The 25,024-nt window shown below is 73.9% G+C and carries 22 protein-coding genes; 12 read left to right on the top strand and 10 right to left on the bottom strand.

Annotated elements, in window-relative coordinates; all coding sequences use genetic code 11:
• Positions 1-142: 142 nt before the first annotated feature.
• The 4 genes from dnaG to LG395_RS33105 form a co-directional block, all read right to left on the bottom strand.
• Positions 143-2,047, bottom strand: a complete 1,905-nt coding sequence (dnaG, locus tag LG395_RS33120; protein WP_225812307.1) for a DNA primase — start codon at positions 2,045-2,047, stop codon at positions 143-145.
• 47 nt (positions 2,048-2,094) lie between these two features.
• Positions 2,095-3,360, bottom strand: coding sequence for an NAD(P)/FAD-dependent oxidoreductase (locus LG395_RS33115; protein WP_225812306.1), 1,266 nt, complete (start codon positions 3,358-3,360; stop codon positions 2,095-2,097).
• Positions 3,361-3,464: 104 nt separating this feature from the next.
• Positions 3,465-4,739 carry a deoxyguanosinetriphosphate triphosphohydrolase gene (locus LG395_RS33110; RefSeq protein WP_171156593.1) on the bottom strand — a complete coding sequence of 425 codons (1,275 nt, stop codon included), beginning with the start codon at positions 4,737-4,739 and terminating at the stop codon, positions 3,465-3,467.
• Between the two features lie 70 nt (positions 4,740-4,809).
• The gene (locus LG395_RS33105) at positions 4,810-5,595 is read right to left on the bottom strand and encodes a sirohydrochlorin chelatase (RefSeq protein WP_225812305.1); all 786 of its coding nucleotides are present in this window, start codon (positions 5,593-5,595) and stop codon (positions 4,810-4,812) included.
• 153 nt (positions 5,596-5,748) lie between these two features.
• On the opposite strand from LG395_RS33105, the gene LG395_RS33100 reads away from it, so the two are divergent.
• From LG395_RS33100 to LG395_RS33090, 3 genes are all read left to right on the top strand, one after another.
• Complete coding sequence (locus tag LG395_RS33100) at positions 5,749-6,429, top strand: SanA/YdcF family protein (RefSeq protein ID WP_171156590.1); 681 nt, start codon at positions 5,749-5,751, stop codon at positions 6,427-6,429.
• 103 nt (positions 6,430-6,532) lie between these two features.
• Positions 6,533-8,878 (top strand): molybdopterin oxidoreductase family protein, encoded by a 2,346-nt coding sequence (locus tag LG395_RS33095; protein ID WP_225812304.1) that lies wholly within the window; start codon positions 6,533-6,535, stop codon positions 8,876-8,878.
• Positions 8,879-8,932: 54 nt separating this feature from the next.
• Positions 8,933-9,793 (top strand): arylamine N-acetyltransferase family protein, encoded by an 861-nt coding sequence (locus tag LG395_RS33090; protein ID WP_225812303.1) that lies wholly within the window; start codon positions 8,933-8,935, stop codon positions 9,791-9,793.
• A gap of 1 nt (position 9,794) precedes the next feature.
• Here LG395_RS33090 and LG395_RS33085 read toward each other — a convergent pair whose 3' ends face one another.
• A complete protein-coding gene (locus LG395_RS33085) occupies positions 9,795-10,223 on the bottom strand; it encodes a gamma-glutamylcyclotransferase family protein (RefSeq protein ID WP_171156584.1) in 429 nt (142 codons plus the stop codon).
• 149 nt (positions 10,224-10,372) lie between these two features.
• On the opposite strand from LG395_RS33085, the gene LG395_RS33080 reads away from it, so the two are divergent.
• The 3 genes from LG395_RS33080 to LG395_RS33070 all read left to right on the top strand — a co-directional run bounded on the left by LG395_RS33080 (position 10,373) and on the right by LG395_RS33070 (position 13,556).
• On the top strand, positions 10,373-12,022 hold the full coding sequence (locus LG395_RS33080; protein WP_225812302.1) for a M4 family metallopeptidase: 1,650 nt from the start codon (positions 10,373-10,375) through the stop codon (positions 12,020-12,022).
• A gap of 234 nt (positions 12,023-12,256) precedes the next feature.
• Positions 12,257-12,766 carry a hypothetical protein gene (locus LG395_RS33075; protein WP_171156581.1) on the top strand — a complete coding sequence of 170 codons (510 nt, stop codon included), beginning with the start codon at positions 12,257-12,259 and terminating at the stop codon, positions 12,764-12,766.
• A gap of 124 nt (positions 12,767-12,890) precedes the next feature.
• Positions 12,891-13,556, top strand: coding sequence for a class F sortase (locus LG395_RS33070; RefSeq protein WP_225812301.1), 666 nt, complete (start codon positions 12,891-12,893; stop codon positions 13,554-13,556).
• Between the two features lie 89 nt (positions 13,557-13,645).
• Here LG395_RS33070 and LG395_RS33065 read toward each other — a convergent pair whose 3' ends face one another.
• Positions 13,646-13,993 (bottom strand): winged helix-turn-helix transcriptional regulator, encoded by a 348-nt coding sequence (locus tag LG395_RS33065; RefSeq protein ID WP_171156577.1) that lies wholly within the window; start codon positions 13,991-13,993, stop codon positions 13,646-13,648.
• A 98-nt stretch (positions 13,994-14,091) separates the two neighbouring features.
• Between LG395_RS33065 and LG395_RS33060 the strand changes: the two genes are divergently transcribed.
• The 4 genes from LG395_RS33060 to nirD all read left to right on the top strand — a co-directional run bounded on the left by LG395_RS33060 (position 14,092) and on the right by nirD (position 19,305).
• Positions 14,092-14,979, top strand: coding sequence for an NAD(P)-dependent oxidoreductase (locus tag LG395_RS33060; protein WP_225812300.1), 888 nt, complete (start codon positions 14,092-14,094; stop codon positions 14,977-14,979).
• Positions 14,980-15,133: 154 nt separating this feature from the next.
• A complete protein-coding gene (locus LG395_RS33055) occupies positions 15,134-16,348 on the top strand; it encodes an NAD(P)/FAD-dependent oxidoreductase (RefSeq protein WP_225812299.1) in 1,215 nt (404 codons plus the stop codon).
• Positions 16,349-18,958: a nitrite reductase large subunit NirB gene (nirB, locus tag LG395_RS33050; protein WP_225812298.1), complete on the top strand. Its 2,610-nt coding sequence runs from the start codon at positions 16,349-16,351 to the stop codon at positions 18,956-18,958. It abuts the gene before it with no gap.
• Positions 18,955-19,305 carry a nitrite reductase small subunit NirD gene (gene nirD / locus LG395_RS33045; RefSeq protein ID WP_171156569.1) on the top strand — a complete coding sequence of 117 codons (351 nt, stop codon included), beginning with the start codon at positions 18,955-18,957 and terminating at the stop codon, positions 19,303-19,305. The genes nirB and nirD overlap by 4 nt, the downstream gene beginning before the upstream one ends.
• A gap of 23 nt (positions 19,306-19,328) precedes the next feature.
• On the opposite strand, the gene LG395_RS33040 is transcribed toward nirD, so the two are convergent.
• A complete protein-coding gene (locus LG395_RS33040) occupies positions 19,329-20,312 on the bottom strand; it encodes an NADPH:quinone reductase (RefSeq protein ID WP_225812297.1) in 984 nt (327 codons plus the stop codon).
• A gap of 110 nt (positions 20,313-20,422) precedes the next feature.
• On the opposite strand from LG395_RS33040, the gene LG395_RS33035 reads away from it, so the two are divergent.
• Both LG395_RS33035 and LG395_RS33030 read left to right on the top strand, forming a co-directional pair.
• Positions 20,423-21,010 (top strand): TetR/AcrR family transcriptional regulator, encoded by a 588-nt coding sequence (locus LG395_RS33035; RefSeq protein WP_171156565.1) that lies wholly within the window; start codon positions 20,423-20,425, stop codon positions 21,008-21,010.
• Positions 21,011-21,139: 129 nt separating this feature from the next.
• Positions 21,140-21,907 carry an SDR family NAD(P)-dependent oxidoreductase gene (locus LG395_RS33030; protein ID WP_171156563.1) on the top strand — a complete coding sequence of 256 codons (768 nt, stop codon included), beginning with the start codon at positions 21,140-21,142 and terminating at the stop codon, positions 21,905-21,907.
• 11 nt (positions 21,908-21,918) lie between these two features.
• On the opposite strand, the gene LG395_RS33025 is transcribed toward LG395_RS33030, so the two are convergent.
• The 3 genes from LG395_RS33025 to LG395_RS33015 are packed head-to-tail and all read right to left on the bottom strand — an operon-like array spanning position 21,919 to position 24,891.
• Positions 21,919-22,752, bottom strand: a complete 834-nt coding sequence (locus LG395_RS33025) for a carbohydrate ABC transporter permease (protein WP_171156561.1) — start codon at positions 22,750-22,752, stop codon at positions 21,919-21,921.
• The gene (locus LG395_RS33020; protein ID WP_225812296.1) at positions 22,745-23,647 is read right to left on the bottom strand and encodes a carbohydrate ABC transporter permease; all 903 of its coding nucleotides are present in this window, start codon (positions 23,645-23,647) and stop codon (positions 22,745-22,747) included. Before LG395_RS33020 ends, LG395_RS33025 begins: the two co-directional genes overlap by 8 nt.
• Positions 23,644-24,891: an ABC transporter substrate-binding protein gene (locus LG395_RS33015; RefSeq protein WP_225812295.1), complete on the bottom strand. Its 1,248-nt coding sequence runs from the start codon at positions 24,889-24,891 to the stop codon at positions 23,644-23,646. The genes LG395_RS33020 and LG395_RS33015 overlap by 4 nt, the downstream gene beginning before the upstream one ends.
• Positions 24,892-25,024: the final 133 nt, after the last annotated feature.

The raw sequence follows: 25,024 nt of genomic DNA, 5'->3' as shown, positions 1-25,024 counted from the left end.
GAGGGGCGTGCGGTGACTTTTTGCGTCCGGTCCGTCACCGGCCGGTTACCCGTCTCGTTGGACTATGCGCCTGGCAACCGCGGGCCCCGGATGCCGGGACGGTCCGGGGCGCGCACCGCGCGGCGGAGAGGACCAGCCCCCGCTACAGCGCCTCCGCGCCCCGTTCGCGCAGTGCCTGGTCGTACTGCTGGAGGATCCAGAGCTCGTTCTGCACGGCGGCCAGCCGGGCCGGGTCGCCGGCGGTGGACAGGCGGGTCATCTGGGACTGGATGTCGCGGATGCGGCGTTCCACGGCGCGGCGGCGGATCTGGACGAGGACCGTGCCGGCGTACGTCTCGTCCACCGTGCGGCGCAGGATCGGCTCGACGGCCAGCTCCGTGACCATCGCGCGTACGGTGTCGTCGGGGGCCGCCTCACGGACGCGGACCAGGTACTCCTGCGGGTCCGGGACGCCGTACTCGGCGCCGCCCGCCTCCGCGACGGCCTGGCGCACGGCGGCGTACGGCGGGGCGGTGAACTCGTCCACGCCGTAGGCGTCGAAGGCCGGGGAGACCAGTTCGGGGCGCTGGAGGGCGAGTTTGAGCAGTTCGCGTTCGGCGGCGAAGACCGGGTTGCGCAGGGTCAGGGCGGGTCCGGAGCCGGAGGGGCGCGGCGCCTGTGCCCACTGCTGCTCGGCCGGGCGGCGCCGGTCCTGCTGCCGGGGGTCCTTGCCCTCGCGGGCCCAGCGGGCCAGCTGGGCCACCCGGCGGACCACGAACTGGGTGTCGAGGATGCCGAGCATGCCGGCCAGCTCTACGGCGACCTCGTGCTGGGCGCCGCTGTTCTTGATCCGGGCGACGATCGGCGCGGCCTCGTCCAGCGCCGCGGCGCGGCCCGCCGGGGTGTCCAGGTCGTAGCGGCTCACGATCTGGCGGAGCGCGAACTCGAAGAGGGGCGTGCGCGGTTCGACGAGGTCCGCCACGGCCTCGTCGCCCTTGGCCAGGCGCAGTTCGCAGGGGTCCATGCCGTCGGGAGCGATGGCGATGTACGTCTCGGCGGCGAACTTCTGGTCGTCCTCGAAGGCGCGCAGGGCGGCCTTCTGCCCGGCCGCGTCACCGTCGAAGGTGAAGATCACCCGGGCCGAGCCGTTGTCCATCAGCAGCCGGCGCAGGATCTTGATGTGGTCGCCGCCGAAGGCCGTGCCGCAGGTCGCGATGGCCGTGGTCACGCCGGCGAGGTGGCAGGCCATGACGTCGGTGTAGCCCTCGACCACCACCGCGCGGCTGCTCTTCGCGATCTCCTTCTTCGCCAGGTCGATGCCGTACAGCACCTGGCTCTTGCGGTAGATCGGCGTGTCCGGCGTGTTGAGGTACTTCGGGCCGGTGTCGGCCTCGTACAGCTTGCGGGCGCCGAAGCCGACGACGTCGCCGCCGATGTCCCGGATCGGCCACATCAGCCGGCCCCGGAACCGGTCGATGGGTCCCCGGCGGCCCTCCTGGGCGAGGCCGGAGAGGACCAGCTCCTTGTCGGTGAAGCCCTTGCCGCGCAGGTAGCGGGTCAGGTGGTCCCAGCCCTGGGGGCTGTAGCCGACGCCGAAGTGGACGGCGGCGGCCTGGTCGAATCCGCGCTCGGCGAGGAAGACCCGGCCGGTCTCTGCCTCGGGGCTGGCGGCGAGCTGCTCGGCGTACCACTGTGCGGCGATCTTGTGCGCCTCGACCAGGCGGATGCGCTCACCGCGCTGGTGGGCCGGGTTGTACCCGCCCTCCTCGTACCGCAGCGTGATGCCGGCCTGCGCGGCCAGCCGCTCCACCGCCTCGGAGAAGGAGAGGTGGTCCACCTTCATCACGAAGGTGATGGTGTCGCCGCCCTCCTGGCAGCCGAAGCAGTGGAAGAGTCCCTTGCTGGGGCTGACCTGGAAGGACGGCGACTTCTCGTCGTGGAACGGGCACAGTCCCTTGAGGTTGCCGCCGCCCGCGTTGCGCAGCTGGAGGTACTCGGAGACCACGGCGTCGATCGGGACCGCGTCCCGTACCGCCTTCACGTCCTCGTCGTTGATCCGTCCTGCCACGCGTGAATTCTACGGGGGCGCGGTGACAGTCCCGGTGCCCGCGGAGGTCACGGGACGAGGCTGTCGAGGGGGACGTGCGGGTCGGAGAGCGCCTCGACGTTCACCTGGGCCCGGGAACGGATGAGCTTCTGGACGGGCTCTGTGACATCCCACACGTTCACGTTCATCCCGGCCAGCACGCGTCCCTCCTTCACCCAGAACGCGATGAACTCCCGCTTCCCCGCGTCGCCCCGGATCACCACCTCGTCGTACGTCCCCGGCGGCGCCCATCCGCTGTACTCCATGCCCAGGTCGTACTGGTCGGTGAAGAAGTACGGCACCCGGTCGTAGACCGCCTCCTCGCCCAGCATCGCGCGTGCCGCCGCCGGGCCGCCGTTCAGCGCGTTCGCCCAGTGCTCGACGCGCAGCCGGGTGCCGAACAGGGCGAATGGGAAGGACGCCACGTCGCCGGCGGCGTAGATGTCGGGGTCGGACGTGCGCAGCCGTTCGTCGACGACGATGCCGCCGCCGTGCGCCCGCTCGGCGATCTCCAGGCCGGCCGCCTCCGCGAGGGCGACCCGGGGTGCCGCGCCGATCGCCGCGAGGACGGCGTGCGCCGGGTGCTCCTCGCCGTCGTCCGTGCGGGCCGCGAGGACCACGCCGTCCTGGCCGACGATCTCGGTGAGCCGCACCCCGAAGTGGAAGCGGACGCCGTGCTCGCGGTGCAGAGCGGCGAAGACGTTGCCCAGCTCGGGGCCGAGCACACCGTGCAGCGGGGTCGGCGCCGGTTCGATCACCGTGACCTCCGCGCCGTAGCCCCGGGCCGCCGCCGCGACCTCCAGGCCGATCCAGCCGCCGCCGGCGATCACCAGGTGCCCGTTGTCCCGGCCGAGGTGCTGCAGGACGCCCTTGAGGCGCTCGGCGTGCGCGAGGCGGCGCAGGTGGTGGACGCCGGCCAGGTCGGTGCCGGGGATGTCCAGGCGGCGCGGTTCGGCGCCGGTGACCAGCAGCAGCTTGTCGTAGCGGACGAGCGTGCCGTCGTCACCGAAGCGGACCGTCTTCGCCGCACGGTCGATCCGGTCCACGGTCTGGCCCAGGTGCAGCTCGACGTCGTTGCGCGCGTACCAGGCGGGCTCGTGCACGAAGACGCTGTCCCGCTCCTCCTTGCCGAGCAGGTAGCCCTTGGACAGCGGCGGGCGCTCGTAGGGGTGGTCGCGTTCGTCGCAGATCAGTATCACCCGGCCGGTGAAGCCCTCCGCCCGGAGCGTCTCGGCCGCCTTGGCGCCGGCGAGACCGCCTCCCACGATGACGAATGTCTGGTCCGCGTCGACCACTTGATGCCTCCTCGTAAGGGTGCCGCCACATGCGAGCCTCCCGCACGCGGCGTGCTGCGGGAAGAGGGTGTGACCCGATCAGGCCATGCAGGGTCATGTTCCTCTCACATATGCCCCGTAAGTCTCGCGTGCAGCGAGAGCGCGGAGGCGTCGGTCAGGGAGGCGATCTGGTCCACGATCACCCGCTTGCGCGCCTCGTCGTCGTCGGCCGCGTCGAACAGCGCCCGGAACTGCGGGTCCAGGCCCTCGGGCGCGCGGGCGGTCAGCGCCCCGGCCAGCTCCGCGACGATGACCCGCTGGTCGGCGCGGAGCCGCTCCTGCTCCGCGCGCTGCATCACGAACCGGTCCGCGACCGCCTTGAGCACCGCGCACTCCATGCGGGTCCCCCGGGGTACGACGAGTTCGGCGTCGTAGCGGGTGAGCGGTCCGGCGCCCCACGCGGCGCGGGTGGCGCCCTCGGCGGCCAGGCAGAAGCGGCCGATGAGCTGACTGGTGGCGTCCTTCAGCCGGGCCTGGGCGACCGCCGTGCCGTCGTAGCCGTGCGGCCACCACTCCTCGTCCTGGAGGCGGTCGAGGGCGGCGGCGAGTTCGGCGGGGTCGGTGTCCACGGGGACGTACCGGCCGAGGGCGGCCTCGAACACCGCCCGCCGTTCCGGCTCGGCGTGCAGGCAGTCGGGGTCGATGTGGCCGGCGTGCAGGCCGTCCTCGACGTCGTGGACCGAGTAGGCGACGTCGTCCGACCAGTCCATGACCTGTGCCTCGAAGCAGGTGCGGGTGCCGGGGGCGTGCCGTCTCACCCAGTCGAACACCGGGCGGTCGTCCTCGTACACGCCGAACTTCCGGGACGCCGGGTCGGTGGGGTGGGCGCCGCGCTGCCAGGGGTACTTGGTGGCGGCGTCGAGGGCGGCGCGGGTCAGGTTGAGGCCGACGGAGCCCTCGGGGGTGAACCGTTTGGGCTCGATGCGGGTGAGGAGCCTGAGGGACTGGGCGTTGCCCTCGAAGCCGCCGCAGTCGTCGGCGAACTCGTTGAGCGCGGTCTCGCCGTTGTGGCCGAAGGGCGGGTGACCGAGGTCGTGGGCGAGGCAGGCCGCCTCGACCAGGTCGGGGTCGCAGCCGAGCGCGGCGCCCAGTTCCCGGCCGACCTGGGCGCATTCGAGGGAGTGGGTGAGGCGGGTGCGGGGGCTGGCGTCCCAGGCCCGGCTCCTGGTTCCCGGCGTCACCACCTGCGTCTTGCCGGCGAGACGCCGCAGGGCGGCGGAGTGCAGGATGCGGGCGCGGTCGCGCTGGAAGGCGGTGCGGCCCGGGCGTTTGTCGGGTTCGGGGGCCCAGCGCTCGACTGACGCCGGGTCGTATGCCGTGGGGAGTGCGGTGCCTTCCATGGGTCGACAGTAAGCCCAATCGGGCGCCGGGTTGGGTTCGCGCCGGCGGGCGCGGGTGCGCTGTGGCCGTTCAGGCGGCCGCCGTGGACCTTTCCGTCAGGCTCCGGTCGTAGCGGTGCAGGACCAGGCGCGCCATCGCCTCGTGGGCGCCGAGGGGGGCCGACGCGATCCAGGGGGCCTCGGCCGCGCACCGGGTCGCGAAGCGGCCCGGGGCCATGAAGGACGACGCCACCGCCACCCGGTGCCGGCCGCGTGCCGCCAGTTGGCGCAGGGCCGCCGGAACCGTCGGCGTCGTCGCCGACGCGTACGCGGGGAGCACCGGGACGCCCAGGCGGGCGGCCAGCAGCCGGGCCGTGTGCCGGGTGTCCGTGGCCGAGTCGGGGTCGCGGGAGCCGGCCGCGGCGAGGACGACCGCGGCCTCGCGGCGGGCGGTGCCGTCCATGGCCGCGGGCCAGCCGGCCTGGAGGAGGCGGGCGTGCAGGGCCTCGGCGAGGAGCGGGTGGGGGCCGAGCGGGGCGGCCACGCGTGCGCGTACCGGTGCCGCCGCCGCCATCTTCGGGATGTCCCGCTTCACGTGGTAGCCCCTGCTGAGCAGGAGCGGGACGAGGACGGCCGGGGCGTCGCCGAGGGCGGCGAGGGTGCCGGGGAGCAGGGGCTCGTTCAGCTCAATGTGGCCCAGGTGGACGGACAGGCCGGGGCGCAGCGCGCGGACCTGGTCCATCAGGGCCCGCACGGTGGTGAGCGCCCGGGGGTCCCGGCTGCCGTGGGCGACCAGCACGAGGGCCGGCGGGGCCGGGCGGCGGCCGGGCGGGGCGAGGAGCCGGCTGCCGGTGCGAAGGGGGATGGACGCCGTCATGGGAACGATCCTGACCGGGAGACGTTGCGTGCCCGTTGCACGGCCGTCACCGGTGTTTTCCCCGGGTTCACGGCGTACGGATGCACGGTGTGAGGCGAACCGGGACGGCGCCCGTGGCGTCCTCCCTTGTCGGGAGCGAGACAGGGGGGCCGTATGAGGATGCGCCGACCGCGATGGCCGCGCACGCGGACCGGGCAGCGGCGGCTGGTGCAGGCCGTGATGGCCGGCTGTGTGCTGGCGCTGCTGCCGTCGGCCTGGCTGTACGTGTCGACGGCGGACCGGCTGCGGACGACGGCGGACGTGCCGCGCACCGAGGTCGCGGTGGTGTTCGGGGCGGGACTGTGGAAGCAGGGGCAGCCCTCGCCCTACCTCGCGCACCGGCTGGACGCGGCGGCCGCGCTGTACCGGGCGGGACGGATCGAGGTGGTGCTGGTCACCGGGGACAACAGCCGGAAGGACTACGACGAGCCCGACGCCATGCGCGCCTACCTCACGAGGCACGGGGTGCCGGACGCGCGGATCGTCGGTGACTACGCCGGGTTCGACACCTGGGACTCGTGTGTCCGGGCGAAGAAGATCTTCGGGGTGGACCGGGCGGTGCTGATCAGCCAGGACTTCCACATCCGGCGGGCGGTGGCCCTGTGCGAGGCGGCGGGAGTCACCTCGTACGGGGTCGGGGTCGACGCCGAGCACGACGTGACCTGGTACTACGGCGGGACGCGCGAGGTGTTCGCGGCGGGCAAGGCGGTGCTGGACGCCGTCTTCCAGCCGGACCCGACGTTCCTGGGGCCCAGGGAGCCGGGGGTGGCGCGGGCGCTGGCCGCCGGCCGGTGAGCGCGGCCTCACGACCCGCCGGCCGGCGCGGGGAGGTCGCCGTGCCGGGCGTGTAACCGGAGGCGACCGGGGGCCGTAACACGTACGACGCACGCTGGGCGGCATGGAGAACACCTCGACGCCCACCCACTGCCCGTACTGCGCCCTGCAGTGCGGGATGAACATCACGCCCCTGCCCCGGGGGGGCGTCGAGGTCACCGAGCGCGCCGACTTCCCGGTGAACCGGGGCGCGCTGTGCGGCAAGGGCCGTACGGCGGCGGAGGTGCTGTCGCCCGCGGTACGGCTGACCGTGCCGCTGGTGCGCGACGGCGGCCGGCTGGTGGAGGCGGGCTGGCCCGAGGCGCTGGACCGGATCGCCGAGCGGCTCGGGGCGACGCGGGAGCGGTACGGCGCCGACGCGCTGGGGGTGTTCGGCGGGGGCGGGCTCACCAACGAGAAGGCGTACGCGCTCGGCAAGTTCGCCCGGGTGGTGCTGGGCACCTCGCAGATCGACTACAACGGCCGGTTCTGCATGTCGTCGGCGGCGGCGGCCGGTACGAGGGCGTTCGGCCTGGACCGGGGGCTGCCGTTCCCGCTGGAGGACGTCCCGAGGACCGGGTGCGTGATCCTCGTCGGGTCCAACCCGGCCGAGACCATGCCGCCGTCGCTGCGGTTCTTCTCGGAACTGCGGGAGAACGGCGGCACGCTGATCGTCGTCGACCCGCGCCGGACGCGGACCGCCGAGCAGGCGGACCTGCACCTCGCGCCCCGGCCCGGGACCGATCTCGCCCTCGCGCTGGGGCTGCTGCACCTGGTGGTGGCCGAGGGGCGCACGGACGAGGAGTACATCCGGGAGCGGACCACCGGGTGGGAGGAGGCCCGGGCCGCGGCGATGGCGCACTGGCCGGAGTACGTGGAGCGGATCACCGGGGTGCCGGTGCCGCTGCTGCGTGAGGCGGTGCGGATGTTCTGCGAGCCGGAGGCGGCGATGGTGCTCACCGCGCGCGGGCCGGAGCAGCAGTCCAAGGGCACGGACACGGTGGGCGCCTGGATCAACCTGTGCCTGGCGACCGGCCGCGCGGGCCGCCCCTTCTCCGGGTACGGCTGTCTGACCGGGCAGGGCAACGGGCAGGGCGGGCGCGAACACGGCCAGAAGGCCGACCAGTTGCCCGGGTACCGCAGGCTGGACGACCCGGCGGCGCGGCGGCACGTGGCCGGGGTGTGGGGCGTGGACCCGGACAGCCTGCCGGGTCCCGGGCGCAGCGCGTACGAACTCCTCGACGCGCTCGGCACGGACGTCCGGGCGCTGCTGCTGATGGGTTCCAACCCGGTGGTGTCGGCCCCGCGCGCGGCCCACGTCGAGCGGCGCCTGCGCTCGCTGGAGTTCCTCGCCGTGGCCGACGTCGTCCTGTCGGAGACGGCGGAGCTGGCGGACGTCGTGCTGCCGGTGACCCAGTGGGCGGAGGAGACGGGCACGACGACCAGCCTGGAGGGCCGGGTGCTGCTGCGCCGCCAGGCCGTCGCTCCCCCGCCCGGCGTCCGCAGCGACCTGTACGTCCTGCGGGAACTGGCCGACCGCCTCGGGGTGGAGAAGGGTTTCCCGGCGGATCCGGCGGAGGTCTTCGAGGAACTCCGCCGCGCGAGCGCCGGCGGGCCCGCGGACTACTCCGGCATCACCTACCGCCGCCTGGCCGAGGAGAACGGCGTCTTCTGGCCGTGCCCCGAGGGTCCGGGTGAGACGGGGGGTACGGGTGTGGCCGACGGCGAGGACGCGGTGTCGGACACGCTGCCGGACGACCCGGCGGCGGACCCCGGCGACACCGCCGGGGTGCCGCCCGCCCGCCTCACGGCGGACGCCCGCGCCCTGACGGCGGCGGCCGGGACCGCCGGGGACGCCGGGACCGCCCGCGACGTCCTGCCCGGCCGGCCTACGGCGGACGCCGGTGCCCGCGCGCTCCCCGGCGCTCCCGTGGCGGGCTCCGGCCCGGCCGTCGCGCACCCCGGCACCCCGCGCCTGTTCCTGGACCGTTTCGCCACCCCGGACGGCCGGGCCCGGTTCGTGCCCGTGGTGCACCGGGCCACGGCCGAGGAGCCGGACGACGAGTACCCGCTGCTGCTGACCACCGGGCGGGTGGTGTCGCAGTACCAGTCGGGGGCGCAGACCCGGCGGGTGGCGGAGCTGAACGCGGCGGCGCCCGGCCCGTTCGTGGAGCTGCACCCGCGGCTCGCGGCCCGGCTGGGGGCGGCCGACGGCGATCGGCTGGCGGTGGTGTCCCGGCGCGGCCGGGCCGTCGCGCCCGCGCGGATCACCGGTGCCATCCGGCCGGACACGGTGTTCATGCCCTTCCACTGGCCGGGTGAGGGCCGCGCCAACACGCTCACCAACCCGGCCCTGGACCCGACGTCGCGGATGCCGGAGTTCAAGTCGTGCGCGGTGCGGGTGGAGGTCGTGGGGCCGGCGGACCAGTGAGGTCCGGTCCGCCGGCCGAGGCACGAGGGGGTGGCGTTCGCATAGGTTCGGGGTATGTCCGACACCGACCTGAGCGAGCAGAGCGAGCCGTACGACCTCGACGCCTATCTCGACCGCATCGGCTGGACGGGCGGGCGGCGGGCCGATCGGGCCACCCTGCGCGGGGTGCACCTGGCGCACGCGCTGTCGCTGCCCTTCGAGAACCTGGACCCGGTGCGGGGCACGGCCCCCTCCCTCGCGCCCGCCGACCTGATGGCCAAGATGGTCCGCGGCCGGCGCGGCGGCTACTGCTACGAGCACAACCTCTTGCTCCGGCTGGCGCTGGAGGCGCTCGGCTTCCGGGTGACCCAGCTGGCCGGCCGGGTCGTGGTGGGCGCGCGGACGCCGGAGAGCCGGCCCCGGACGCACGCGATGCTCCGGGTCGAGGTGCCCGGCGAGCCGCTGCCGTACCTCGCGGACGTCGGCTTCGGCGCGCCCGGCGCGCTGCTGCTGCCGGTACCGCTGGTGACCGGGACCGAGTTCGAGGGCGCCTGCCGCCGGCACCGGCTGGTGCGCCTGCCGCACGACGGGCCGCTTCAGCTGTGGGAGTTGCAGGCCCGCGACCCCCGCGGCGGCCCGGGGGAAGGGGCGTGGGCCGGTCAGTACGCGTTCACCCAGGAGCCGTTCGCCGCGTCCGACCTGGAGGTGTTCAACTGGTTCGTCGGCACCCACCCCCGGTCCCCGTTCACCCGCCGTCCCTACCTTCAGCGGACCACCGCGGACCGTCATCTCGCCCTGGACGGCGCCCGGTTCACCGAGACGCGGGCCGACGGCACGGTGAGCGGGCGCACGCTGGCCGAGGAGGCCGAGGCGCGGCGCCTGGTGGAGGAGGAGTTCGGCATCGAGGTGCCCGAGGGGGTCACCCTGCTGTCCTGACTCAGCGGCGGGAGAGCCAGTCGCCGTCCGTGATGCGGGTGCCGGTGGCGCGCAGCCGGGCGGCGACGCGCGGGGCGGCCAGGTAGACCCAGGCCCGGACGGTGCCGCCGGCGGTGCGCAGGACGTCCCGGGCGAGGCGTTCGTAGAGGTTGCGGGGGCCGTCCGGCTCGTACTCCTCCAGCCGGTCCAGGGCGGCCAGCAGTTCCCCGTACGCCTCGGGGCGGGCGGTCACCAGTTCCCCGCGCACGGTGCCGCCGGGCTCCTCGACGGCGTAGGGGTAGCCGGGGCCGTCGTAGAGCACGGCGCCGGTGAGACGGGCCGGTTCCTCGGCGAGGGTGCGGCCGCGCAGGTAGAGGTCGTGGTTGGCCTCGCCGGGGCGGAGGGTGCCGTAGACGAAGAAGGGCAGGGGGCAGGGGTCCTCGGCGGTCACGGAAACGATTCTGGACCCTCGCCGGCTCCCCACACATCTCCCCGAAGATCCATGAACGCGCTATGGACATGACATGTCATGCCCTCTTAAATCTCGGTGACACGTCAGCGCCACCCCACTCCCAGCCTGGCGCCTCCCCGAGGAGACAGATGAGCCGGATACGGCAGCACGTCCGAGGAACCCGCCGCACAGCCACCGCCGGTGTCGCCCTGACCACCGCGACCCTGCTGGCCGTCGCCCTCTCCCCCGCCGCCCACGCCGACGCCCGGCCGACCCGGGCCACCGCGGTCGAGAACGCGGCCTCGGCCCTCCTGGCCCACGCGACGGCCCTGGGCCTCACCGCGCCCCAGGACACCAGCGTCCGGGACGTGATCGTGGACAAGGACGGCACCCAGCACGTCCGCTACGACCGCACCTACCGTCAGCTTCCCGTCCTGGGCGGCGACTTCGTCGTCCACCTCGCCCCCGACGGCGCCTACCGCGGCGCCGACCGCGCCACCCGGCAGGCGGTCTCCGTGCCCTCCGTCACCCCGCGGGTCTCCGGCCCCAAGGCCGCCGGCCTCGCGGTGAGCGCCCTGCGCGCTGCCCACCCCCGCACGACGCTGAAGCAGGCCAAGGCCAAGCCGGTGCTGGTGGTCGACGCCCTGCACGGCAGCCCGAAGCTGGCCTGGCGCACCGACGCGGCCGCCCTGGACTCGCTCGGCAACCCCGTCGCCCGCACCGTGCTGACCGACGCGCGCACCGGCGCGCAGATCGACGCCTGGGACAGCATCGAGACGGCCACCGGCGACGGCAAGGGCCTCTACAGCGGCACGGTTCCGCTGGAGACCACCCAGTCGGGGACCTCGTACCAGCTCAAGGACCCGACGCGGGGCAACACCTACACCGGTGACGCCGAGGGCAAGACCGACCTGTGCATCTTCGGCATCTGCTTCAGCCGGGCCCCCGCGACCCTGTTCACGGACGCCGACAACCACTGGGGCTCGGGCACCACCGCGGACCGCGCCTCGGCCGCCGTCGACGCCCAGTACGGCACCGACGAGACCTGGGACTACTACAGATACGTCCACGGCCGCAACGGCATCGCCGGCGACGGCAAGGGCTCGTACAACCGCGTCCACTACGGCAGCAACTACAACAACGCCTTCTGGGACGACAGTTGCTTCTGCATGACCTACGGCGACGGTGACGGCACCACCTTCGGGCCGCTGGTCGCCCTGGACGTCGCCGGGCACGAGATGACCCACGGCGTGACGTCCAAGACCGCCGCGCTGACCTACTCGGGCGAGTCGGGCGGGCTGAACGAGGCCACCTCCGACATCCTCGGCACGATGGTGGAGTGGTACGCGGACAACTCCTCCGACACCGGTGACTACCTCATCGGCGAGAAGATCGTGAAGCCCGGCTTCGGCAAGGCGGCCCTGCGCTTCATGGACAAGCCGTCCAAGGACGGCAGTTCGGCCGACTACTGGAGCTCGTCGGTCGGGAACCTGGACGTCCACTACTCCTCGGGCGTCGCCAACCACTTCGCCTACCTGCTCGCCGAGGGCAGCGGTGCCAAGACCATCAACGGCGTCGGCTACGACTCGCCGACGTACAACGGCTCCACGGTCACCGGCATCGGCCGGGACAAGGTCGGCAAGATCTGGTACCGGGCGCTGACGGTCTACATGACCTCCTCGACCAACTACGCGGGCGCGCGCACGGCCACCCTCAACGCGGCCAAGGACCTCTACGGCGCGGGCAGCACCGAGTACAACGCGGTGGCCGCCGCCTGGAGCGCGGTCAACGTGAACTGAGCCCACGGCCTCCCCCGGCGGGTGTGGGCCAATCGTGTGCTCTTCGTACCCGGCCCCTCACACGGCCCTGACCTGCCGGAACACGCTCCGGCTGGGCCGTGTGGGGGGCCTTTCGCGCCACCCGTTCACCGCATTGCCGGCGCCGCCTCGGCAAGCGGATCCCCGCGAGTGCGACTTACCTCGGAAGGGCAGGGGCGCACCCCTGGACGAGTCGGACAAGCCCTGGGGAGCACCATGCGACGCACTGCCCGTCTGCTGGCCGGTACCGCGCTCGCCGTGGCCACCGCGGCGCCCGCCCACGCGGCCGGGACCGGCCGTCTGGACCTGTACCCGACGACCGTGGCACCCGGCGGCCGGGTCACGGTGAACACGGCCGCGTGCGGGGACACGGGACCCGCGACCGGGGACGCGGGAGCGGTCGGTGCCGGCACGTTCATGCTGGCGCCCACCGCGCACGAGGGCGAGGCGATCGGGCAGTTCCGGGTGCCGCCCGGCGCGCAGCCGGGGACCTACGAGATCGTCGCCCGGTGCGCCGAGGGCGACCGGCAGGTGGCGGGCGACCTGGTGGTGGCCCTGAGCGCGGTGCACCAGCAGGTGCTGCCGCGAGGAAGCGTGAAGACGGGGGTCGGCGGCGGACTGGGCCCCGACCCCGTGCAGACCGCGGCGGGCGTGGCGGCACTGGCCGTCGCCGCCGCGGGCGGTACCTGGCTCCTGCATCGCCGGGCGAGAGGCGACGGGATCTGACGGACACCCTCCGCTGTCCGTCCGCCGGTACCGCAACATCCCGCCCCCTCCGGGTCCGACGCCCCTCGCGGCCCGGAGGGGGAAGGGGCCCTTCGGGGGCACGCCCCCGGGAGAGGGGATTGGCATGCGCAAGGCCGCCGGGAACCGCGGGACCGCCCGCGGCGCCAGGGCCGCCCGGCTCGGCGACACCGCCATAGCCGCCGTCACCCTCGTCGCCCTCGGCTCCGGCGTGTGGCTGCTGGGCGGCGGCACCGGCCCGCACACCCCGCCACAGCCGTCCGCCGCCGAGGGCCGCCCCGACCCGGGCGGTACGCGGGCCGGGGCGCCCGGTCTCGCGCCGTCCCCGCCCCTGCGCATCCGCATCCCCGCGATCCGGGTGAACGCGCCCCTGGTGGGCCTGGCCCTGACCCGCTCCGGCAGCCTGGACGCGCCGCCCGCCAAGGAGAAGAACCTGGCCGGCTGGTACGAGGCCGGCACCACTCCCGGCGAGACGGGCACCGCGATCGTCGCCGGCCATGTCGACAACACCGAGGGCCCCGCCGTCTTCTACGACCTGGGCGCGCTGAAGCGGGGCGCCCGCGTCGAGGTGGACCGCCGGGACGGCTCGGTGGCCGTGTTCACCGTGGACGCGGTGGAGGTGTACTCGGCGCACGACTTCCCCGACGAGAAGGTGTACGGCGCCGCCCGCCGCCCCGAACTCCGCGTCATCACCTGCGGCGGCGGCTACTCGAGGGCCACCGGCTACCAGGGCAACGTGGTGGTGTTCGCCCATCTGACGGGCAGCCGCTGAGCGCCCGGGGTCTTCCGCCGGGACCAGGCCGGATCAGGGACCCGCGAGCCCGGCACGGTCCCACGCGAGGCCCTGGCCCCCCGGACCGCTCAGTGCGGCGCCGGTGCCCCGCCCAGGACGTGTCTCCTGCCCCAGCTGCCGAGCGGCTCCAGCGCCTCGTTCAGCTGGAGACCGCTCCGGGTCAGCGTGTACTCGACGCGCGGCGGCACCTCGTCGTACTCCTCGCGGTGCACGACCCCGTCGGCCTCCAGTTCGCGCAGCTGCGCGGCGAGCACCTTCTCCGTCACGCCGGGCAGCCGCCGGCGCAGCTCACCGAAGCGGCACGTACCGCGCTCGCCGAGCACCCACAGGATCGACACCTTCCACTTGCCGTCGATGATGTCCATCGCCGCGTCGGTCCCGCACAGGTACGCCCCCGGCCGCCTTCCCACCGGCATGGTCCTCCCCCTTCCGACCCGCATGCTTTCCCGCCGGTAACCACCCACTCGGAAGTACGTACTTCTGCGCGGCGGCTCCACGGGCGAGCCTAGTCGCCATGACCGACACCTCCCTTTCCCCCGCGTCCCCCACTCCCCTGACCCTGCTCGGCACCGGTGCGATGGGCACCGCGCTCGGGCGGGCCTGGCTCGCCGCCGGGCACCCGCTGACCGTGTGGAACCGCACGCCCGGGCGGACGGCCGCGCTGACCGCCGAGGGCGCGGTGGCGGCCGGGAGCGCGGCCGAGGCGGTCGCCGCGAGCCGGCTCGTCGTGGCCTGTCTGCTGGACGACGCCTCGGTGGGCGCCGCCCTGGACTCCGCCGAGCTGGCCGGCCGGGACCTGGTGAACCTCACCACCGGCACCCCCGCCGACGCCCGGGAACGCGCCGCCTGGGCCGAGAAGCGGGGCGCCCGGTTCCTGGACGGCGGGATCATGGCCGTACCGCCGATGATCGGCGCGCCCGGGGCCTTCGTCCTCTACAGCGGCGACGCGGAGCTGTTCGAGGAGCACCGGGCCGCCCTCGCCGTCCCGGCCGCCACCGAGTACGTCGGTGCCGACCCCGGTCTCGCCGCGCTGCAGGACGTGGCGTTGCTGAGCGCGATGTACGGCATGTTCGCCGGGGTCACCCACGCGTTCGCGCTGCTGCGCGGGACGCGGGTGGCGCCCGGGGACTTCGCCGCGCTGCTCGTGCCCTGGCTGAACGCGATGGCCGGCACGGCCGAGGAGACGGCCGGCCGGCTTTCGTCCGGTGACTACACCACCGGGGTCGTCTCCCACCTGGGCATGCAGGTCGCCGGCAGCGGGACGCTGCTGCGCACGGCCGGAGAACAGGGCGTGAGCACGGAACTGCTCACCCCGTTCCTGGACCTGATGCGCGAACGGGCGGCGGCGGGCCACGCCACGGAGGACACCACCGGCCTGGTGGACCTGCTGCGCACCCGCTGAGCGCGTCCTCGCCGCCGCCGGGCCGGCCCCGCCTCACACCCCCCGGCCCCGCGCAACCCCCTCACACCCCCCGCCCCGGTCCACTGAGGGCAGCGTTCCTCCCGGGAAACAGACGTGATGCCGCCGGGTAACGTCGGGGACGCACGCTCGGGACATGACCTCGGATACGCGTGTGGTGGTGATCGGCGCCGGGCTCGCGGGCGTACGGCTCGCCCGGCGGCTCGGCGAACTGGGCACGCCCGCGCTGCTCGTCGGCGAGGAGGAGCACGCGCCGTACAACCGGGTGCTGCTGGCCGAGGTGCTGGCCGGCCGGTACGCCCCGGAGGTGATCGCCCTCCCGCCGCCCGCCGGCCTGCTGCGCACCCGGGTCACCGGCATCAACCGGGCCGCCCGCACCGTCACCTGCGCCGACGGCACGCGCATCGCGTACGACGCGCTGGTGCTGGCCACCGGCTCCAACCCGGTGCTGCCCCCACTGCGCGGCCTGTTCGCACCCGGCCACCGGCTGCCCGAGGGCGTCCACGCGTTCCGCACCATGGACGACTGCCTGGGCCTCGCCGGTGCCGTGCGGCCCGGCGTGCGGGCGGTCGTCATCGGCGGCGGGCTGCTCGGCGTCTCCGCGGCCCGCGCGCTCGCCGTGCGCGGCGCCCAGGTGGTGCTCGCCCAGCAGGCCGAGCGGCTCATGGAGCGCCAGCTCGACCCGGACGCCTCCCGGCTGGTGCTGCGGCACCTGACCGACCTGGGCGTCGAGGTGCACACCGAGTGCCGGGTGCGGGACGTGCGCTGCGTCGCCGGCACGGTCCGCTCGGTGGAACTGGCCGACGGGTACGCGCTCGGCGCCGACCTCGTGGTCCTCGCCTGCGGGGTGCGGCCCCGCACGGGTCTCGCCGAACAGGCGGGCATCGCCGTCCGCAAGGGCGTCCTCGTCGACGACGAGCTGCGCACCTCCGACCCGCGCGTGCACGCCATCGGCGACTGCGCCCAGCACGACGGCACGGTCTACGGCCTTGCCGCCCCGGCCCTGGAACAGGCCGACGCGCTCGCCGAGCTGCTCGCGGGCGACTCCCGTGCCCGCTACACCGGCACCCGCTCGCTGACCCGGCTGACCCTCACCGGCCCCGGCTCCCCCTTCGACCTCGCCGCGTTCGGCGAGACCGAGCCGCTCCCGGGTGACGACGTCGTGCGGATCGCCGACGCCACCCGCGGCACCTACCGCAAGGTCGTCGTCCGCGACGACCGCCTGGTCGGCGGGGTCCTCGTCGGCGAACTCGGCACCGTCGGCGCGCTCGCCCGCGCCTGGGAGGGAGCGGAGCCGCTCCCCGACGACGGCCCCCTGCTCCACCTGCTCACCAACGATGGAGGCTCCTGAATGACCGCCACCCCGGGGGCCACCCCCACGATCGTGCTCGTCGGCCACGGCATGGTCGGCCAGCGCTTCCTCGAGGCGCTCGCCGAGCGCGGCCTGACCGCCACGCACCGCGTGGTCGTGCTGTGCGAGGAGCCGCGTCCGGCGTACGACCGCGTCCAGCTGACCTCGTACTTCTCCGGCAGGACGCCCGAGGACCTCTCCATGACCGACATGCGGTTCATCGAGGACCACGGCATCGAGCTGCACCTGGGCGACCCGGCGGAGACGATCGACCGCGCGGCGCGCACGGTGACCGCCCGCTCGGGCCTGGCCGTGGACTACGACGTCCTCGTCCTGGCCACCGGCTCCTACCCGTTCGTGCCGCCGGTGCCGAACAAGGACGCCACGGGCTGCTTCGTGTACCGGACCATCGAGGACCTGCTGGCGATCGAGGAGTACGCGAGGACCCGGGCGCGGACGGGTGCCGTGGTCGGCGGCGGCCTGCTCGGCCTGGAGGCCGCCGGCGCGCTCAAGGGGCTCGGACTCGACGCGCACATCGTGGAGTTCGCGCCGCGCCTGATGCCGGTGCAGGTGGACGACGGGGGCGGCGCGGCCCTGCTGCGGACCATCCGGGACATGGGCCTGACCGTCCACACCGGTGTGGGCACCCAGGAGGTCGTGACGGACGGCTCCGGTGCCGTCACCGGCATGAAGCTGTCCGACGGCTCCGAACTCGCCACCGACATGGTGGTGTTCAGCGCCGGCGTCCGCCCCCGCGACCAGCTGGCCCGCGCCGCGGGCCTGACGGTCGGCGAGCGCGGCGGCATCGCGGTGGACGAGCAGTGCCGGACCGTCACCGACCCCCACGTGTTCGCGATCGGCGAGTGCGCGCTGGCCGCCGACGGCCGGGTCTACGGCCTGGTGGCGCCGGGCTACGAGCAGGCCGAGACGGCCGCCGCGACCATCGCCGCCGACGAGGCCTCCTTCACCGGCGCCGACCTGTCCACCAAGCTGAAGCTGCTCGGCGTCGACGTGGCCTCCTTCGGCGACGCGCACGGCACCACCGAGAACTGCCTGGACGTCGTCTACTCCGACTCCCGCGCGGGCCTGTACAAGAAGCTGGTCATCGGCGCCGACGGCACGCTGCTCGGCGGCATCCTGGTCGGCGACGCGGAGGCCTACGGCACCCTGCGCGCGCTCACCGGCTCGGTGCCGCCCGTCTCCCCCGAGTCGCTCGTGCTGCCCGCCGGGGCCGACCCGGGGGCGCAGCTGGGCGTGACCGCGCTGCCGGACGACGCGATCGTCTGCTCCTGCAACAACGTCCGCAAGGGCACCATCCGCGAGGCGGTCACCCAGCACCGGTGCACCACGGTGCCCGAGGTGAAGAAGTGCACCAAGGCCGGCACCACGTGCGGCAGTTGCGTGAAGGTGCTGGGCCGGCTGGTCGAGGCCGAGCTGGAGGCGTCCGGCGTCGAGGTCGACAAGGGCCTGTGCGGCTGCTTCGCCCAGACCCGCGAGGAGCTGTACGAGATCGTCCTGGCCCTGCGCCTCACGTCGTACCGGGAGCTGCTGGACCGCCACGGCCGCGAGGGCGCCCGGGGCGGGGACGGCTGCGAGGTGTGCAAGCCGGCCGTCGGCTCGATCATCGCCTCCCTCGCCCCGGTGATCGGCGCGAGCGGCTACGTCCTGGACGGCGAGCAGGCAGCGCTGCAGGACACCAACGACCACTTCCTCGCCAACCTCCAGAAGAACGGCTCGTACTCGGTGGTGCCGCGCATCCCCGGCGGGGAGATCGCACCGGAGAAGCTGATCGTGCTCGGCGAGATCGCCCGGGACTTCGGCCTCTACACGAAGATCACCGGCGGACAGCGGATCGACATGTTCGGGGCCCGTGTCGAACAGCTCCCGCTGATCTGGGCCCGGCTGGTGGACGCCGGCTTCGAGTCCGGCCACGCCTACGGCAAGTCGCTGCGCACCGTGAAGTCCTGCGTGGGCTCCACCTGGTGCCGCTACGGCGTGCAGGACTCGGTCCGCATGGCGATCGACCTGGAGCTGCGCTACCGGGGCCTGAGGTCCCCGCACAAGCTGAAGTCGGCGGTGTCCGGGTGCGCCCGGGAGTGCGCGGAGGCCCAGTCCAAGGACTTCGGGGTGATCGCCACCTCGGGCGGCTGGAACCTGTACGTCGGCGGCAACGGCGGCGCCACCCCGCGCCACGCCGACCTGCTGGCCCAGGACCTGTCCGACGCGGAGCTGGTCCGGCTGATCGACCGGTTCCTGATGTTCTACATCCGTACGGCCGACCGTCTGGAGCGCACCAGCACCTGGCTGGAGCGGCTCCCGGGAGGCCTGGAGCACGTACGGGACGTGGTGGTGCACGACTCGCTCGGCATCTGCGACGAGCTGGAGAGGCTGATGCGGGCGCACGTCGCGAACTACCGCGACGAGTGGGCGGAGACGGTCGACGACCCCGAGAAGCTGGCCCGGTTCGTGTCCTTCGTGAACGCCCCGGACACCCCGGACCCGGTCGTCTCCTTCGTCCCCGAGCGCGACCAGATCAAGCCCGACCTGCCGCTGCTGGCCATCGGCCTGCGGCCCGCCGACGACGTCCTGGAAGGAAGCGCCCAGCGATGACCCTGACAGTCGAGACGACCGACCTGAAGGTCCAGCTCCGGCTGGCGGACGACTGGTTCACGGTCTGCGACCTGAGCCTGCTGGTCCCGGGCCGCGGAGTGGCGGCCCTGCTGCCGGACGGCCGCCAGGTGGCCCTCTTCCGCGACCGCGCGGACCGGCTGTACGCCGTCGGCAACCGCGACCCCTTCACCGGCGCCGCCGTCCTCTCCCGCGGTCTGACCGGCACCCACCGGGGCCGCCCGTTCGTGGCGTCCCCGCTGCTGAAGCAGCGCTTCGACCTGCTCACCGGGGAGTGCCTGGACGACGAGTCGGTGCGGGTGACGGCGTACGAGGTGCGGGCCCTGTAGCGCCACCGGCGGACCGGGCGGGGTCAGGCCGGGTCCGTGCGCAGCACGACCCGGCGGCCCCGCAGCTCTCCCCGCTCCATCCGCGCGTGCGCCTCGGCGGCGGCGCCCAGCGGGAGCACCTCCAGGGTCCGGGGGCGCAGCTGCCCCTGCCCGAGCAGGTCGTTGACGGCTCTCGCGGCGGCGGCGAGTTCGACGGTCGTCGCGTGCGAGATGACGAAGCCCACGACGGAGCCGCCGTTCATGTACAGCGGTCCGGCGGGCAGCACGGGCCGGGTCCCCGCACCGGCGAGCAGCACCACCCGGCCACGGCGGGCGAGCAGGCCGACCGAGGTCTCCAGGTCGTTCACGCCCGCCGTGTCCAGGTACACGTCGACACCGGCCGGCGCCGCCCGGTGGATCCGCCCGGTCAGCTCCGGGTCGCGGTAGTCGAACACCTCGGCGGCGCCGGACCGGGCGCAGTACCCGGCGTCCCGGGCGCCGGCCGTGGCGAGGACCCGGGCCCCCGCCCGCGCGGCGAACGTCACGAGGGCGCTGCCGACGTTGCCCGCGGCGCCCACGACCAGCACGGTCTCGCCGAGGCGGAGGCGGCCGTGGACGAACAGGGCGAGGTAGGCGGTGGCGGCCGGGTGCACAGCGGCCACGGCGAGGTCCGGGTCGACGCCGGCGGGCAGGGGGTAGAGCCGGTCGGCCGCCACCACCGCCTGCTCGGCGGCCGCGCCCTGCCGTCCCTCGTGCCCGAGGCTGTTGCACCACACGCGGTCACCGGCCCGGAAGCCGGTCACACCGGGCCCGGTCTCCGCGACCGTCCCCACCAGGTCCCGGCCGATGACGAACGGGAAGTCCAGGGCCGTACGGAAGGCTCCCGACCGGACGAGGGCGTCCACCGGGTCCACGGCGGTGGCGAGCACGTCCACCAGGACGTCGGTCGGGCCGGGGCGGGGCGCGGGCAGCTCGCCGTACCGGATCACGTCCGGGGGACCCGGCTGCTCGATGTACGCGGCACGCATGGCCCTCCATGCTGCCACCGGGGGCCACAACGCGCGCGGCGCCCTCGCGAGCCCTTCGTCGCCATGGCAGTTTCTTGACCGATCGGTTCAGATGGGCCTAGCCTGCCTCCATGGCCCGACCCAAGGAATTCGACCCCGACGCGGCGCTCCAGTCGGCCCTGGAGCTGTTCTGGCGGCGCGGCTACGAGGCGACGTCGATGGCCGACCTGGTCGGGCACCTGGGCATCGGCAAGGCCAGCCTGTACGCCACGTTCGGCAGCAAGCACGAGCTGTACCTGCGGGCACTGGACCGCTACGGGCAGACGCAGGACCCGGTGCTGACGCGGGAGCTGTCCCGGCCCGGCCCGGTACTGCCGGCCGTGCGCGGGCTGGTCCGGCGGTTCGCCGCCGAGGCCGCCGCCGAGGCGACGCGGGAGCAGGGCTGCCTGGTCACGAACACGGCGGTCGAGCTGGCCCCGCACGACCGGGAGGCCGCCCGCCGGGTGGAGCGCAGCTGGGACACCGTCGAGACCCTGCTGCACTCCGCCCTCGTCCGCGCCCAGGAGCGGGGCGAGCTGGCCGGGGACCGCGACCCGCTGACCCTCGCGCGCATGCTGCTGGTCCTGCTCCAGGGCCTGCGGGTGGTGGGCAAGGCCTCGACGGACCCGGCCAGGGTCCGGGACGCGGCGGAGCAGGCCCTGGCGCTGCTGGACGCCTGAGCAGGGCCCCGGAGAACGCGCTTGCCGGCCGCGCCTCCCGGACGCGCTGATTACGCAAGGCGCGCTCCTGAGGGCGCGTTTTTTCCCACCCTCATACTGAACCTCTCGTTCCAGAAAAGGGAACCTCATATGACGCACCGCTTCTCCGGTCGGACCGCCCTCGTCACCGGCGCCGGCTCCGGCATCGGCCGCGGGGTGGCCCTCGCCCTGGCCCGGGAGGGCGCCCGGGTCGTCGTCGCCGGCCGGCGCCGGGAACCGCTGGACGAGACCGTGGCCCTGATCGAGGCCGAGGGCGGCAAGGGGCTCGCCGTGACCGCCGACGTCTCCCGCGCCGACGATCTGCGCGCCCTGGTGGACGCCACCGTGGACCGCTTCGGCTCCCTCGACGTGGCCGTGAACAACGCCGGGGTCCTTCAGGGCCGGGGGCGGTCCGTGGGCGACCTGGCCGAGGAGGACTGGCGCCGGATGCTCGACATCAACGTCACCGGTGTCTTCCTCGCCCTCCAGGCCGAGATCGCGCAGATGCGCACCCAGCCGGACGGCGGCGCCATCGTGAACATCGCCTCCCGGATCGGCGTGCACAGCAGGCGGCCCGGCACCGCCGGCTACGCCGTCAGCAAGGCGGCCGTGTCCGTCCTCACCCGCGCCGCCGCCCTGGACCACATCGCCGACGGTGTGCGCGTCAACGCCGTCAGCCCCGGCCCCACCGCCACGGACATGTCGTTCCGGGACGGGGAGACCGAGGCCGGACGGGCCGCGCGCATGCGCGACGAGGTGCCGCTCGGCCGGGTCTCCACCGTCGCGGAGGTGGCCGCCGCCGTGCTGTACCTGGCCTCGGACGACGCGGCCTCGGTGGTCGGCGCCGACCTGGTGATCGACGGCGGCGCCACGGCCTGACTCCGGCCGCGTCAGTCGATCCCGGACCGCTCCACCCCGGCCACGATCCACCGCTGGAAACACAGGAACACCAGGAGCAGCGGCAGGATCGACACGGCCGCCGCGACGAACAGTTCGTGCAGCCGTACGACCTGGGCGGTGGTGAACGAGGACAGGGCCACCTGCACGGTCCAGGCGTTCTGGTCCTGCCCGATCACCAGCGGCCACAGGAAGGAGTTCCACGCGCCGAGGAACACGATCGTCCCGACGGCCGCGAACACCGGACGGGCGCCCGGGACGACGACGAGCCAGTACGTCCGCCAGTACCCGAGCCCGTCCACCTGTGCCGCGTCCTCCAGCTCCCGGGGGAAGCCGAGGAAGTACTGCCGGAACACGAAGCAGGCGAAGGCCGGGAACAGGGTCGGCACGATCAGTCCGCGCAGCGTGGAGACCCAGCCCAGCGACGACACCAGCACGAAGCTGGGCACGAAGGTGACGGCCGCCGGGACGAGCAGGGTGCCCAGCACGGCGTAGAAGACCTTGTTCGCGTGGCGGTAGGGGATGCGGGCGAGGCCGTACCCGGCGAGGGAGGCGAGGAGCAGGGTGCCGAGGGTGGTGGCGACGGCGATCAGCGCGGAGTTGAGCAGGGACCGGGCGAACGGCACGGACGGGTCGCCGAACAGTTCGCCGACGTTGCCCCACCGCAGGTGGCGGGGGAGGAAGGTCCACTCGGGGGAGGTGATCTCCTTCTCGTCGGCCAGCCCGTTGCGCACGAGCAGGTAGAAGGGGATCAGGAAGAGCAGGGCGAGCGCGATCAGCAGCACCAGCCGCAGCGCCCGCCCGGCCCGTACCAGGGCGTCATCCATCGCCGTCCGTCCTCCCCAGCCGCAGCCAGCGCGCCTGCCCCACCGTGACGACTGCGATGACCAGCGCGAGGATCACCGCGCCCGCGCTGCCGAGCCCGAGGTTCTGCCCCTGCCCGAGGGCGGTGTAGTAGAGGTAGACCAACGGCGGCCGGGCGTACGGCGGATAGCCGCGGGCGTCGGACAGCAGGTTGTAGAACTCGTCGAAGGCCTGGAAGGCGCCCACGCCGAGCAGCAGCACCACCGCGGCCGAGGTGGCCCGCAGCTGGGGCAGGGTGATGTGCCGCAGCACCGTCCAGCCGGGCCGGGCGCCGTCCACCGCCGCCGCCTCGTACAGCGCCGGGTCGATCCGCTGGAGCCCGGCGAGGAACAGGATCATGTAGAAGCCGGCCTGGAGCCACAGCCGTACGGTCACGATGACCAGCCAGTACCAGGGCGGATCGGTGGTTGCCAGCCAGGCGACGGGTTCGCCGCCGAACCATCCCAGCACGGTGTTGGCGAGCCCGAACCGCACCCCGTTGAACAGCGACATCTTCCAGATGAGCGCGGCCACGACGTAACTGCACGCGGCCGGCAGGAAGAACACGGACCGGAAGAAGGCCCGGGCGGCCCTGAGGCGGTTGACCATCAGGGCGAGGGAGAGGGAGAAGACGTAGGTGACGGGCACGATGAAGGCCGTGAAGACGACGAAGGTCTTCAGGCTGTCCACGAACGCCCGGTCCCGCAGCATGGCCGTGTAGTTGTCCAGCCCGACGAAGTGCGTCGGCGTGACCGTGTTGTGCGCGTCGAAGAAGCCGAGCGCCACGCTCCACAGCAGCGGGACGTACGTGAACAGCGCGAGCCCGAACGCGAAGGGCCCGACGAACACCCAGAACCAGAGCGCCGCACGCCGCCTCACGACGTCTTCTTCACGCGGTCGAGTTCGGCCGACACCTTCCGTACGACGGCCCGCAGTTCCGGCTCCGGGCCGGCCCCGTCCCTGATGATCCGGCTGAGCGCGTCCTGGTAGGCGGTCTGGCTCGCCGGGGTCCACAGCAGCGGCTGGGCGTAGCCGTGGTCGGTGGTGAAGCGAACGGCGTCGGCGGCGGGACCGTGCTTCAGCGCGGTGGCCTTCTCGGCGAGGGAGATCCGGGCGGGGATGTGGAACCCGTAGGAGAGCGCGAAGTCCTCCTGGTGGTCGGTGCGTTCGACCCAGAGCCACTTCACGTACTCCTTGGCCGGCTCCTCGTGCCGGCTGCGGGCGCTGACGGCGGCGCCGTACGCCCCGATGGGCACGGAGGGCCGCCCGTGGCTCCCGTCGCGCGGGAAGGGCAGCACCCCGAAATCGTCCCCGAGTTCCTCGCGGATCCGCGGCAGCGCCCACAGCCCGGTCCACTGCATCGCGGTCAGCCCCTGTACGAAGGCGGACGGGTCCGACCAGTCGCTGGGCGCGCCGAGGAGCAGGGACTTGTCGGCGTACAGCCGGTGCAGCTTGCCGAGGGTGCGGGCGGCGGCGGGGTCGTCGAAGCCGACCTCGCCGTCGTCGCCGACGAACCGGAATCCGGCCGCGTACAGGGGGGTCCCGCCGAGCACGCCCGCTCCGCCGTCGTTCCCGAGGAAGAGCCCCTTCACCTTGCCGGTGGTGAGCCGGTGCGCGGCGTCGACCAGGGCGTCCAGGGTGGCGGGCGGCTCGACACCGGCGTCCTCCAGCAGGCTCTTGCGGTAGTAGAGCATCTGCATGTCGATGACCTGCGGAATGCCGTAGACCCTGCCCTCGTGGGTCTTCGGCGCGAGCACGGCCGGATTGAAGTCGTCCTTCACCTCCCGCACCAGGTCGGTGAGGTCGAGCACCTGCCCGCCCCGGATCTGGTCGAGGGTGGGCCCGTTGACCTCGAAGACGTCGGGCCCGGAGTCGGTGAGCAGTGCGGCTGCGGTCTGCTGGTCGTAGTTCCCCGGCCGCCACTGCACCGAGACGCGTGCCCTGCCGAAGCCGGCCGCGTACCGCCGCACGGCCCGCTCGGTTCCGGGCTCGCCGTACTGGTGGTACCACTGCGTCAGCTGCGGCCCCGGACCACCGCCGCCCCGGCCGGTGTTGGACCCGCAGGCCGTGAGCACCCCGGCGCCCGCCCCTGCGGCCAGCAGATCCCTACGGCTGATCGTCATCGTGTGCCCCCTGACGTCCGTCATCGATGCACGGCCCAACGATCAACCATGCGCCCCGATTACGAAAGACGAGTTGCGGCCGTGTGTCACCGCTCCCGGGAGAGGTCCCGCAGCCGGCCGGTCCGGCCGTACG

Origin of the sequence: Streptomyces spinosus, assembly GCF_020400655.1 — a bacterium.
GTDB classification, from domain to species: domain Bacteria; phylum Actinomycetota; class Actinomycetes; order Streptomycetales; family Streptomycetaceae; genus Streptomyces; species Streptomyces argyrophylli.
Note: the sequence above shows the minus strand (reverse complement) of the source record. Positions and strands in the feature narration are given on the sequence as shown.